Genomic DNA, 11,477 nt, shown 5'->3' with positions numbered 1-11,477 from the left:
GGGGGGACGCGAGTGGAGACGTGGTGAAGGGGGAGGCGATAACACTTTTTCGCCAGCCGGGGCCCGTAAGGGCGATCCCTTACAACACCCTTGCCGCAAACGGCACTTGGTCCGGGCTCGCCCAGGGTCGGAGGCCCTCCTCAGAGACGATCCGGCCGAGGGCGTACCGCCCTCACGATGATCACGGACATCCCACCGACCCAGGAGCCGCAGATGCCCGTACGTCCCCTTCCCGCCCTCCTCACCTCCGCGCTCGCGCTGACCCTGACCGCGCTGCCGCTGGCCGGGACCGCCTCCGCGCGGCCCGCACCGTCATCGTCCTGCTCCCCGCAGGCGATCGAGGCCGCCACCGTGTCCGGCCCCGACGTCAAGGCCCTGTGCGCCGCGCTCGCCGGACTGCCCGACCGGGACGCGACGGCCGCGCTGATCCGCGTCGGAGGCAAGGGGAGCTGGCACGGGGCGGCCGGGGTGCGCGACATGAGAACCGGGGCGCCGGCGCTGGAGAACGCCCGCTTCCGGGCCGGTTCGACGACGAAGATCGTGACCGCGGCGATCGTGCTGCAACTGGCCGCCGAGAAGCGGATCTCGCTGGACGGCACGGTGCACGAGTATCTGCCGGGCCTGCTCACCGACAAGTTCCAGCAGCCCATCACCGTACGGCAGCTGCTGAACTTCACGAGCGGTCTCCAGCCGGGCGCGTCCCTCGGCGAGGACGTCGACGACGGCTACGAGCACCGCTTCGAGACGCTGACCCCCGAGGAGGTGGTGGCCGCGTCGGTCGCCAAGGGCCCCGACCCCGACCACGCCCCCGGTGAGCACCAGCGGTACGGCAACATCCACTACACCGTGCTGGGTCTGCTGATCGAGAAGGTCACCGGCGACTCGTACGCCCACCAGGCGGCCGTACGGATCTTCCGCCCGCTCGGCATGCGGCACACGTCCTTCCCCGACGGCCCGGACCCCCGCGTCCACGGTCCGCACAACCGCGGGTACGACTGGATCGACGGCAAGCTGGTCGACGTGACCGAGTGGAACATGTCCGACCGGTTCGCGGCCGGCGACATGATCTCGACGACGGCGGACCTGGAGCGGCTGCTGTTCGCCCTGTTCCGCGGTCAGGTCGTGCCCGAGCCGCAGCTGAAGGAGATGTTCGCGGTCCCGGACATCGAGGGGGCCACCATGGCGGCCGCGCTGGAGCGGTACGAGCTGAACGGGAAGGTGATCTGGGGCAAGACGGGCGCCCGCCCCGGCTACCACACCGTCGTCGCGGCCACGCGCGACCTGTCCCGGACGGTCGTCTACTCCGTCAACTCGACCGACGCGAAGGGGGACGGCCTGTCCATCGTCCAGCGCTTCGCCTTCCCTGCGTTCAACCGCTGACGGCGACGGCGGCCGGCGGCGCCGATGGCGACGTCAGCGCCTCCAGCCGCTTGATCTTCCTGCGCACGACGTACAGCGGGATCACCCCGAAGACGCCGAACGACATGTCGATCACCGACCACCAGAAGGGGATGTCGCGGATCGGCCCGCAGATCAGGGCGAGCGGGACGATGCCGGCGCAGGCGATCATCCCGAACTCGACGACCCAGATGTTGCGGACCGGGTCGCGGTAGGGGCCGTAGAAGGCGACCGCGATGACGAGGTGGGCGAAGGCCAGCCAGTCCGTGCCGTAGAGGAGGAACGGGTAGTCGGCGTCGGCGGTGTCGAGCCCGCGCCGGACGCGTTCGATCCAGTCCATGAGGCCGGGGAGGTGCTCCGGCACGGACAGGGCGCGCAAGAGGTCCTCGGTCCAGCGCAGTTCGTGGACGAGAGGGAAGGCCGTGGCGCCGCTGAGCACGAGGCAGACGACGAAGAGGGCCAGCCAGACGCGGATGCCCTTGAGCAGGGCGGCTCTGTCGCTCATGGGGGTAGCGTACGCCCGTCTTGAACATGTTCAAAAGTGTGGTGCCGCACACTCCCGCACCCCGACCGCCACTGTCCGGTCCGCGCCGGCCCTCCCCGTCACGCACCCGCCCTACGATGTCCGCGGCGAACGGAGGAGTCATGGCCTTGGACTTGAGCGCGCGGGCCTACCGGGCCCAGCGGTGGGCGGCGCGGACGGCGTTGGCCGCTGCGGGGCTCGCGGTGCTCGTGCCGCTCGCCTACGGCGGTGTCGGCGGCGTCCTGCTGCTGGTGGCCGGCGTCGCGGGCCTGGGGCTCAGCGCGGTGGCGGTGTGGTGGACGCTGACCCTGCGCGGCCCGGTGCGCTGGGTGGCGGCCACTCTGGCCGTGGCGATGCCGGCCGCGCTCGTCGCCCTGTTCGCGGCCACCCTCTTCTGGGCGCTGCTGGCGTCCGTGGCGCTGTGGACGGTGGCCGTCTGGAGCGGCCGGTACGCGCTGCGGGGTACGGGCAGCGCGCGGGTGCGGGTGATGCGGGAGCGCAAGGCGGCGCCACCGAAGCGAGCGTTCATGATCATGAACCCTCGCTCGGGCGGCGGGAAGGTTGGCCGCTTCGCGCTCAAGGAGAAGGCCGAGCGACTCGGTGCCCAGGTCGTCCTCCTCGACCCCGATCAGCCCCAGGACGTCACCGCTCTGGCCCGCAAGGCCGTGGCGGAGGGCGCGGACCTGCTGGGCGTCGCGGGCGGGGACGGCACCCAGGCGCGGGTCGCGGCCGTCGCCGCCGCGTACGACATCCCCTTCCTCGTGATCAGCGCCGGCACCCGCAACCACTTCGCCATGGATCTCGGCCTCGACCGCGACGACCCGGCCGCCTGTCTCGACGCGCTCGTCGACGGCGTGGAACTGCGCGTCGACCTCGGCTTCGCGAACGGCCGGCCCTTCGTCAACAACGCCTCCTTCGGGGCGTACGCGGCCATCGTGCAGAGCCCCGGCTACCGCGACGACAAGATCGGCACCAGCCTGGAGCTGCTGCCCGACCTGCTCACCCGGCAGCAGGGCCCACGACTGACCGCCCGGGCGGCGGGCACGACGCTCGAGGCTCCGCATGCCGTGCTGGTCAGCAACAACCCGTACCGCACGGGCGACCCCTTCGGGCTCGGCCGCCGCGACCGCCTCGACGCCGCCGTTCTCGGCGTCCTGGGCGTCAGGGTGGACAGCGCGGCCGAGGCCGCGGCGCTGCTCCTCGACCCCGCGCCGGACGGCCTCACCATCCTCACCGCGACCGAGGTGGTCATCGAGGCCGACCGCGCGGAGATCGAGGCGGGCATGGACGGCGAGGCCCTCGTGCTCCCCGCCCCGGTCCACTGCCGCATCACCCCGGGCGCCCTGCGCGTCCGCGTCCCCCGCAAGCGCCCCGGCGTACCGCAGCGCGCGCCACGCCTGAACTGGCGCCGGCTGCGCAAGCTGGCGGCGACGGTGGGGCGTACGGCGGTGCATCGCGGGGGGCCCTTCACCTGAGGCCTCTGACCTCTGAGCCTCTGAACCGCCACCCGGCAGCGGCAGCCGCAGGACACCTTGTCGATAGTCCCTCATCGGCGACTCCCCCATCCACGGCCCCGAGGGCATCCGCTTCTACACCCGCCCCAAGGTCGTCACCACCCGCCGGCCCCAGCCCAAGCAGCAGGTCAACGCCGGTTTCAACCTGACCCCTACAACCCCGCGATCCCGTTCCACCGCCGCGCGAACTCCACCCGCTCCCCGGCCGTGATGTCCCGCGCGATCGCCAGCCGTGCCCGCATCGCCGTGTCCGGGAAGATCAGCGGGTCCTCGGCCAGGGCGGCCGTCTCCTCGTCCTCGGCGGAGGCGAGCACGTCCCGGGCGGCCGGGACGGGGCAGACGTAGTTGACCCAGGCGGCCAGTTCGGCGGCGACCTCGGGCTCGTAGTAGTAGTCGACCAGCCGCTCGGCGTTGGTCTTGTGGCCGGCCAGGTTGGGGATCATCAGGGACTCCGACCACAGCTCGGCGCCCTCCTCGGGGACGACGAAGCGGATGTCGGGGTCGTCCGCCTGGAGCTGGATGACGTCGCCCGAGTACGCCTGGCAGGCGAGGACGTCCCCGCTCGACAGGTCCTTGATGTAGTCGTTGCCCGTGAAGCGCCGGATCTGCCCCCGGCGCACCTGCTCCTCCACCTGGTCGCAGACGGTGTGGAAGTCGTCCGCCGTCCACCGGGTGATGTCGACGCCGTTGCCCTGCATGAGCAGCGCGAAGGCCTCGTCCAGCCCGGAGAGCAGCGTCACCCGGCCCTTCAGGTCGCTCGCCCAGAGCTCGGACACGCCGCGTATCTCACGGCCCAGCCTGCGGCGGTTGTACGCGATGCCGGTGATCCCGGACTGCCACGGCACGGTGAACTTCCGCCCCGGGTCGAAGGCGGGCGAACGCAGCAGCGGGTCCAGGTACTCGGTCACGTTCGGCTGCCGTGCCCGGTCCATCTCCTGCACCCAGCCCAGCCGTACGAACCGGGCGCACATCCAGTCGCTGATGACGATGAGATCGCGGCCGGTGCGCTGATGGTTCATCAGAGCGGGGCTGACCTTGCCGAAGAACTCGTCGTTGTCGTTGATCTCCTCGACGTACTCGACGGAGATGCCAGTCCGCTTCTCGAAAGCCTCCAGCGTCGGCCGCCGCGTCGCGTCCTCGTCGTCCGTGTCGATGTACAGCGGCCAGTTGGCCCAGGTGAGCCGCCTGTCGGTGGCGGAGAGATCAGCCGCGGCCCGCTCGCTGGGCGGCACGTAGGCGGCGGGCACACCACAGCCGGCGAGACCGCCCAGCATCGCGCCGGAACCGAGCGCCCGAAGGAGAGTGCGACGAGAGGGCATGTCCCGGACGGTACTTGATCCGTCCGGGACAGCAACGCCCTGAGGGGCGCGGGGCTGTATCGATGTGCGGCTCCGCCGCGTGGGCGCGACCAGCCCCCACGCACCCGCACCCGAAAACGGCCCCGCCCCCAGCGGAGCGCTACGCGTCCAACGAAGTCATCACGTGCTTGATCCGCGTGTAGTCGTCGAACCCGTAGGCCGAAAGGTCCTTGCCGTACCCGGACTTCTTGAACCCACCATGCGGCATCTCCGCGACCAGCGGAATGTGCGTGTTGATCCACACGCACCCGAAGTCCAGCGCCTTGGACATCCGCATCGCCCGCCCGTGGTCCTTCGTCCACACCGACGACGCGAGCGCGTACTCCACACCGTTCGCCCACTCGACGGCCTGTGCCTCGTCGGAGAAGGACTGCACGGTGATGACCGGCCCGAAGACCTCCTTCTGGATGATCTCGTCGTCCTGCTTCACGCCCGAGACGACGGTCGGCGCGAAGAAGTACCCCTTGTCGCCGACCCGCTTGCCACCGGCCTCCACGCGCGCGTGCGCCGGCAGCCGCTCGATGAAGCCCTCGACCTGCTTGAGCTGGTTGGGGTTGTTGAGCGGGCCGAACAGCACGTCCTCGTCGTCCGGCTGCCCCGTCTTCGTGTCGGTGGCGGCCTTCGCGAGCGCGGCGACGAACTCGTCGTGGATGGCCTCGTGGACGAGGACGCGGCAGGCGGCCGTACAGTCCTGCCCGGCGTTGAAGAAGCCGGCGACGGAGATGTCCTCGACGGCCTTGGCGATGTCGGTGTCCTCGAAGACGACGACCGGCGCCTTGCCGCCCAGCTCCAGGTGGACCCGCTTGAGGTCCTTGGACGCGGACTCGGCGACGGACATGCCCGCCCGCACCGAGCCGGTGATGGACGCCATGGCCGGGATCGGGTGCTCGACCATCATGCGGCCGGTCTCGCGGTCACCGGTGATGACGTTGAAGACACCCTTGGGCAGGATCGAGCCGATGATGTCGGCGATCAGGACGGTCGACGCGGGGGTCGTGTCCGACGGCTTCAGCACGACGGTGTTGCCCGCCGCGATGGCCGGCGCGAACTTCCACACGGCCATCATCATCGGGTAGTTCCACGGCGCGACCTGCGCGCAGACGCCGACCGGCTCACGGCGGATGATCGAGGTCATCCCGTCCATGTACTCGGCGGCCGCCCGGCCCTCCAGCATCCGCGCCGCGCCGGCGAAGAAGCGGATCTGGTCGACCATCGGCGGGATCTCCTCCGACCGGGTGAGCCCGACCGGCTTGCCGGTGTTCTCCACCTCGGCGGCGATGAGCTCCTCGGCCCGCTCCTCGAACGCGTCCGCGATCTTCAGGAGGGCCTTCTGGCGCTCGGCGGGGGTCGTGTCGCGCCAGCCGGGGAAGGCGCGCGCGGCGGCCTCCATGGCGGCGTCCACGTCCGCCTGCCCGGACAGCGGCGCGGTCGCGTACGCCTCGCCCGTCGCGGGGTTGACCACGTCGGTGGTCCGTCCGTCGGCGGCGTCCCGGAACTCACCGTCGATGTAGTTGCGCAGACGACGCAGCTCGGTGCTCACTGCCGGCCTCCTGTCAGGTCTTCACTGCTGCTGGCTGTCAGTCCTGGTTGTCCAGTTACTGAGACACCCACCCTAGTCGGCAGACCCACGTTTTCAACACCCCCGATCGCGCCAAGGCTGCGAAATCCGCAAGTCTCAGTCGCGTAAACAACGAATTTCATCGATACGGCCTTGCGGAACTGTCGAGACGTCGTGCACAGTGACGTCGTGGCCAGTCGAAGCGCAGAGCACAGGGACTCCCGCGAGTCCAGGAACGGCGGTCCCCAGCTGGACGCCGTGTCCCTCGCCATCATCGAACAACTTCAGGAGGACGGCCGTCGGCCGTACGCCGCCATCGGCAAGGCCGTCGGCCTGTCCGAGGCAGCCGTGCGCCAGCGCGTCCAGAAGCTGCTCGACCAGGGCGTGATGCAGATCGTCGCCGTCACGGACCCGCTCACCGTGGGCTTCCGGCGCCAGGCGATGGTCGGGGTCAACGTCGAGGGCGACGTGGAGTCCGTGGCCGACGCGCTGACGGCCATGTCCGAGTGCGAGTACGTGGTGATGACCGCGGGGTCCTTCGACCTGATGGTGGAGATCGTCTGCGAGGACGACGACCACCTCCTGGAGGTCATCAACAAACGCATCCGGGCCGTGCCCGGAGTGCGCTCCACCGAGAGCTTCGTCTACCTCAAGCTCAAGAAGCAGACCTACATGTGGGGAACCCGATAACCGTGAGGACCCGATAACCGTGAGCACCGACACCCCTCAGGACCTCAGCAGGACCGCGTACGACCACTTGTGGATGCACTTCACGCGTATGTCCTCGTACGAGAAGGCTCCCGTCCCCACCATCGTCCGGGGCGAGGGCACCTACATCTACGACGACAAGGGCAAGCGCTACCTCGACGGTCTGGCCGGTCTCTTCGTGGTCCAGGCCGGGCACGGCCGCGTCGAGCTGGCCGAGACCGCCTTCAAGCAGGCGCAGGAGCTGGCGTTCTTCCCGGTCTGGTCCTACGCCCACCCGAAGGCCGTCGAGCTCGCCGACCGTCTCGCGGACTACGCTCCGGGCGACCTCAACAAGGTCTTCTTCACCACGGGCGGCGGTGAGGCGGTGGAGACCGCCTGGAAGCTCGCCAAGCAGTACTTCAAGCTGGTCGGCAAGCCCACCAAGCACAAGGTGATCTCGCGTGCCGTCGCCTACCACGGCACCCCGCAGGGCGCCCTGTCGATCACCGGCCTGCCGGGCCTGAAGGCCCCGTTCGAGCCGCTGGTCCCCGGCGCGCACAAGGTCCCGAACACCAACATCTACCGCGCCCCGATCTTCGGCGACGACCCCGAGGCCTTCGGCCGCTGGGCCGCCGACCAGATCGAGCAGCAGATCCTCTTCGAGGGCCCCGACACGGTGGCGGCGGTCTTCCTGGAGCCGGTGCAGAACGCGGGCGGCTGCTTCCCGCCCCCGCCCGGTTACTTCCAGCGCGTCCGCGAGATCTGCGACCAGTACGACGTCCTGCTGGTGTCGGACGAGGTCATCTGCGCCTTCGGCCGCCTGGGCACGATGTTCGCCTGTGACAAGTTCGGCTACGTCCCGGACATGATCACCTGCGCCAAGGGCATGACCTCGGGCTACTCCCCCATCGGCGCCTGCGTCATCTCCGACCGCATCGCCGAGCCCTTCTACAAGGGCGACAACACCTTCCTGCACGGCTACACCTTCGGCGGCCACCCGGTCTCCGCGGCCGTCGGCATCGCCAACCTCGACCTGTTCGAGCGCGAGGGCCTCAACCAGCACGTCCTCGACAACGAGGCCGCCTTCCGCGGCACGCTGGAGAAGCTGTACGACCTTCCGATCGTCGGCGACGTCCGCGGCAACGGCTTCTTCTACGGCATCGAGCTGGTGAAGGACAAGGCGACGAAGGAGTCCTTCAACGCCGAGGAGACCGAGCGCGTCCTGTACGGCTTCCTCTCCAAGAAGCTGTACGAGAACGGCCTGTACTGCCGTGCCGACGACCGTGGCGACCCGGTCGTCCAGCTCGCCCCGCCGCTGATCTCCAACCAGGAGACGTTCGACGAGATCGAGCAGATCCTGCGCGCGACGCTGTCGGAGGCGTGGACGAAGCTGTGACCCCCGGATCCACCGGATTGCCCAGCGGAAGTTGATCTTCCGTCTGGATGATCAACACCGGCCCCGGTGCCGCCCGTTCGAGTGAGAAACGGCGGCCCGGGGCCGTGTGCTGTCCGGGGTCCGGGTGACGGCTGCCTAGCGTGCCTGTGACCGATCGGCCGAGCCTTCGTTCCCCCGCACGGGGGATGAGGTACGGGAAACGGATCAGAAGCGAGGTGTACGTCATGGTGGCCCCGCCGGACAACGACGTGCTCTGGGCACGCGCCCTGCACTTCACGTACAACGACGGATCGCCCGCGCTCTGCGGCGTCTCGCTCGGGGTCCAGGAGGGTGAGGTCATCGCCGTCATCGGCCCGCGCGGCAGCGGCAAGACGACCCTCCTGCAATGTCTGTCCGGCCTGCTTCCCGTGCGGCGCGGCGAGGTCTGGTTCAACAGCGTGCCGGTGCACAAGATGCTCCCGATGGCCCGCGAGCGGCTCCGTCGCGACCGCTTCAGCTGGATCGACCCGGCCCCGTCCCTCGTCCCAGAGCTGAACGTCTGGGAGAACGCCGCCCTGCCCCTGATGCTGCGCGGCACCAGCCGCCGGCGCGCCAAGACGGCCGCGCTGGAGTGGCTGGAGCGCCTGGACGTCGGCGAGGTGGCCCGCAAGCGCCCGCACCAGCTGGTCCAGGCCGAACGCCAGCGCGTGTGCATCGCGCGGGCCCTGGCCCCCTCGCCCACGGTCCTGTTCGCCGACGAGCCGACGGCTCCCCTGCACCGCTCCGACCGCACGCAGGTGCTGCGGACCCTGACGACGGCGGCCCGCTCGCACGGCATCACCGTCGTCCTGGCCACCTACGACGCGGATGCGGCGCCCCTCGCCGACCGCCGGGTCACCCTCCTGGACGGACGGCGTGTGAACACGGTGCACCTGCCACCGGTCGGCGAGACGGAAGGCCGGGCCGCGTGCTCGCTCTCCGTCTGACCCGCGGCGCCCAGGCGGCCGTACAGCTGCGCCGCCTCCTCGTGGCGACGGCGTCCGCAGGCACCGGCTTCCTTCTCCTCTGCGCCCTGGGCTACGCCCTGTCCCACCCGGACTCCCCCGGCGCGTCCCTCCTGCGCCTGGCCTGGTGCGCACCCCCGCTGGCCGCCACGGTCCACTTCGCGGTGGCGGTGGCCCGCACCGACCCCGGCACCAGACCCCGCCCCGGCCTCTCCGCGATCGGCCTCGGCCCCGCCCACCTGATGGCCATCTCCGCGACGACCACGGCCCTGTCCTGCACCCTCGGCTCGACGGCGGCCCTGCTGTTCTTCCTCCACCTCCGGGGCGACCTGACAGGCATGCCCTTCGACGGCGCCGCCGCGGAGTTCCTCGCCGCGGACACCCCCCTGCCCCTCCCGGCCACCCTGACCCTGCTGACGCTGGTACCGACGATCGCCTCGGTGACGGTGGCCTGGGCACTGCGCCCGAAGGAGCAGCACGCCGAGACGAGGGCCGCGAGACGGTCGTACGGCCGCTTCGGCGGACACGGCAGATCACTGACCCGGGAGACGTTCGGGACGTACGGCAGGTTCGGGGTCCACTTGAGGAAGGGCGCACGCGGCGACGCCGCGCCCTCTGCGGGCAGCCGTGCCGCTGGGGCGGCTCCCGACCCGAAGAGAGACGGCACCCCGCCGGCGCGGGCGAGCGAACCAGCCCCGACACCAGCCTCAACCCCGGACGACCCAACAACGGACGGGGCCGAAGCAGTAGCTGACGCCTCCGACACCGACCCGTACGTCGCTCTCCCCCCAGCCCCCCGCAGACCCCCCACCGGCCTCCCCTGGGGCATCACCGTGATCGCCGCCGGCCTGACCGTAGAGGCCTACGCCGTCCGCGCAGCGAACGGCACCGCCCTGGCCATGCCCTCCGCCCTCCCCACCGGCCCCGCCGGCATCCTGATCGGCTGGCTCCTCACCGCCCTCGGTCTCACCCTCTCCGCCCCCGGCCTCACGCACCTGTGCGGCCGCCTCCTCCAGTCCGCCCGCCCCGGAGCCCTCCGCCTCCTGGCAGGCCGCGTACTCATGGCGGAAGCCGTCCGCATCGGCCGCCCCCTCGGCATCGTCTGCGCCGCGATCTCCGGCGCGTACGCCATGGCCACCCTCTCCGCGCTCGCCGCCACCCCCGCCTTCGGCCCCCTCACCCCCGTCGGCGTCACCTTGGTCACCGGCTGCACGATGGCCACCCTCCTCACAGCCGCCGTGGAGTCCAAGCAGGCCCGCTCCGACACCACGGCCGCGCTGCTCCGCCTCGGCGCCCCCACGTCGATCCTCCGCAGCGCGGCCGCCCTGCGCATCGGCGTCCTGGTGGCCTTCTTCGGCCCGCTCACCCTCGTCGTTGCCGAGCTGGCGGCACTGCCCCTGGCCCGCTGAGGCCCTCGAGCGACCCCGCCAAAAAATCTCGGAGAAAAAATCTCCGCCCGGCGATGAGTTCCGCCCGGCACCCCGGTCTACCCCACCGAACAGCAGCGAACCCGATGGGAGAGACCCCGATGACCGCGCCCACGTACCAGCAGATGATCTTCGTGAACCTGCCCGTGAACGACCTCGACGCCTCGAAGAAGTTCTTCACGGAGCTCGGTTACTCGATCAACCCGCAGTTCAGCGACGAGAACGCGGCCTCCGTCGTGATCAGCGACACCATCGTCGCGATGCTGCTCACCAAGCCCTTCTACGCGACCTTCACCGACAAGGAGATCGCGGACGCCACGAAGACCAGCGAGGTGCTGGTCTGTCTGAGCGCCGAGAGCCGCGAGAAGGTCGACGAGCTGGTCGAGAAGGCCGTCGCAGCCGGCGGTACCGCCTCGGCCAGGATCCAGGACATGGGTTTCATGTACGGCCGCGCCTTCGACGACCTCGACGGCCACACCTGGGAGGTCGTGTGGATGGACCCGTCGGCCGTCGAGGGCTGAGTCCGGCGCGCGAGGGAGCAGGCGGGCCGCATCCTGAAGGGGCGCGGGGCTGTAGCGATTTGCGGCTCCGCCGCGATGGGGGTCCCCCCGCTCGAGCGAAGCCGAGAGTGGG

Annotated in this window: 10 protein-coding genes and 1 pseudogene; 8 read left to right on the top strand and 3 right to left on the bottom strand. The window is 70.5% G+C overall.

The features are described from left to right. Positions 1–213 precede the first annotated feature (213 nt). Complete coding sequence (locus tag ACZ7L6_RS32685) at positions 214–1,380, top strand: serine hydrolase domain-containing protein (protein ID WP_471930162.1); 1,167 nt, start codon at positions 214–216, stop codon at positions 1,378–1,380. On the opposite strand, the gene ACZ7L6_RS32680 is transcribed toward ACZ7L6_RS32685, so the two are convergent. After that, positions 1,370–1,903, bottom strand: a complete 534-nt coding sequence (locus ACZ7L6_RS32680) for a hypothetical protein (RefSeq protein ID WP_471930160.1) — start codon at positions 1,901–1,903, stop codon at positions 1,370–1,372. The genes ACZ7L6_RS32685 and ACZ7L6_RS32680 overlap by 11 nt on opposite strands. 140 nt (positions 1,904–2,043) lie before the next feature. Between ACZ7L6_RS32680 and ACZ7L6_RS32675 the strand changes: the two genes are divergently transcribed. Together ACZ7L6_RS32675 and ACZ7L6_RS32670 are read left to right on the top strand one after the other, a co-directional pair. After that, positions 2,044–3,396, top strand: coding sequence for a diacylglycerol/lipid kinase family protein (locus ACZ7L6_RS32675; RefSeq protein WP_471930158.1), 1,353 nt, complete (start codon positions 2,044–2,046; stop codon positions 3,394–3,396). Positions 3,397–3,463: 67 nt separating this feature from the next. Then, positions 3,464–3,646 (top strand): annotated as a pseudogene (locus tag ACZ7L6_RS32670) (hypothetical protein); the annotation flags it as partial. Here the strand turns inward: ACZ7L6_RS32670 and ACZ7L6_RS32665 are convergent. Both ACZ7L6_RS32665 and ACZ7L6_RS32660 read right to left on the bottom strand, forming a co-directional pair. After that, the gene (locus ACZ7L6_RS32665) at positions 3,588–4,754 is read right to left on the bottom strand and encodes a polyamine ABC transporter substrate-binding protein (protein WP_471930156.1); all 1,167 of its coding nucleotides are present in this window, start codon (positions 4,752–4,754) and stop codon (positions 3,588–3,590) included. The pseudogene ACZ7L6_RS32670 and the gene ACZ7L6_RS32665 overlap by 59 nt on opposite strands. Before the next feature lie 139 nt (positions 4,755–4,893). Further along, complete coding sequence (locus ACZ7L6_RS32660; protein ID WP_471930154.1) at positions 4,894–6,333, bottom strand: gamma-aminobutyraldehyde dehydrogenase; 1,440 nt, start codon at positions 6,331–6,333, stop codon at positions 4,894–4,896. 192 nt (positions 6,334–6,525) lie between these two features. Here ACZ7L6_RS32660 and ACZ7L6_RS32655 point away from each other — a divergent pair, with 192 nt between their 5' ends. The 5 genes from ACZ7L6_RS32655 to ACZ7L6_RS32635 all read left to right on the top strand — a co-directional run bounded on the left by ACZ7L6_RS32655 (position 6,526) and on the right by ACZ7L6_RS32635 (position 11,365). Further along, positions 6,526–7,041 (top strand): Lrp/AsnC family transcriptional regulator, encoded by a 516-nt coding sequence (locus tag ACZ7L6_RS32655; RefSeq protein WP_398823138.1) that lies wholly within the window; start codon positions 6,526–6,528, stop codon positions 7,039–7,041. 19 nt (positions 7,042–7,060) lie between these two features. Beyond that, positions 7,061–8,434 (top strand): aspartate aminotransferase family protein, encoded by a 1,374-nt coding sequence (locus ACZ7L6_RS32650; protein ID WP_471930152.1) that lies wholly within the window; start codon positions 7,061–7,063, stop codon positions 8,432–8,434. A gap of 224 nt (positions 8,435–8,658) precedes the next feature. Continuing rightward, entirely contained in the window at positions 8,659–9,399 is a 741-nt protein-coding gene (locus ACZ7L6_RS32645) for an ABC transporter ATP-binding protein (RefSeq protein WP_471930150.1), read from the top strand. Further along, complete coding sequence (locus ACZ7L6_RS32640) at positions 9,381–10,826, top strand: hypothetical protein (RefSeq protein WP_471930148.1); 1,446 nt, start codon at positions 9,381–9,383, stop codon at positions 10,824–10,826. The genes ACZ7L6_RS32645 and ACZ7L6_RS32640 overlap by 19 nt, the downstream gene beginning before the upstream one ends. 119 nt (positions 10,827–10,945) lie before the next feature. Beyond that, positions 10,946–11,365, top strand: a complete 420-nt coding sequence (locus ACZ7L6_RS32635) for a VOC family protein (RefSeq protein WP_471930146.1) — start codon at positions 10,946–10,948, stop codon at positions 11,363–11,365. The last annotated feature ends 112 nt before the right edge of the window (positions 11,366–11,477 follow it).

The organism is Streptomyces sp. NPDC107522, assembly GCF_055657525.1.
This window is presented reverse-complemented; position numbering and strand designations above follow the sequence as displayed.

What these genes read in the sequence shown, in the direction of transcription:
- ACZ7L6_RS32685 (WP_471930162.1), top strand. Translation starts at nt 214, where the DNA reads ATGCCCGTACGTCCCCTTCCCGCCCTCCTCACCTCCGCGCTCGCGCTG.
- ACZ7L6_RS32680 (WP_471930160.1), bottom strand. Translation starts at nt 1,903, where the DNA reads ATGAGCGACAGAGCCGCCCTGCTCAAGGGCATCCGCGTCTGGCTGGCC.
- ACZ7L6_RS32675 (WP_471930158.1), top strand. Translation starts at nt 2,044, where the DNA reads ATGGCCTTGGACTTGAGCGCGCGGGCCTACCGGGCCCAGCGGTGGGCG.
- ACZ7L6_RS32665 (WP_471930156.1), bottom strand. Translation starts at nt 4,754, where the DNA reads ATGCCCTCTCGTCGCACTCTCCTTCGGGCGCTCGGTTCCGGCGCGATG.
- ACZ7L6_RS32645 (WP_471930150.1), top strand. Translation starts at nt 8,659, where the DNA reads ATGGTGGCCCCGCCGGACAACGACGTGCTCTGGGCACGCGCCCTGCAC.
- ACZ7L6_RS32635 (WP_471930146.1), top strand. Translation starts at nt 10,946, where the DNA reads ATGACCGCGCCCACGTACCAGCAGATGATCTTCGTGAACCTGCCCGTG.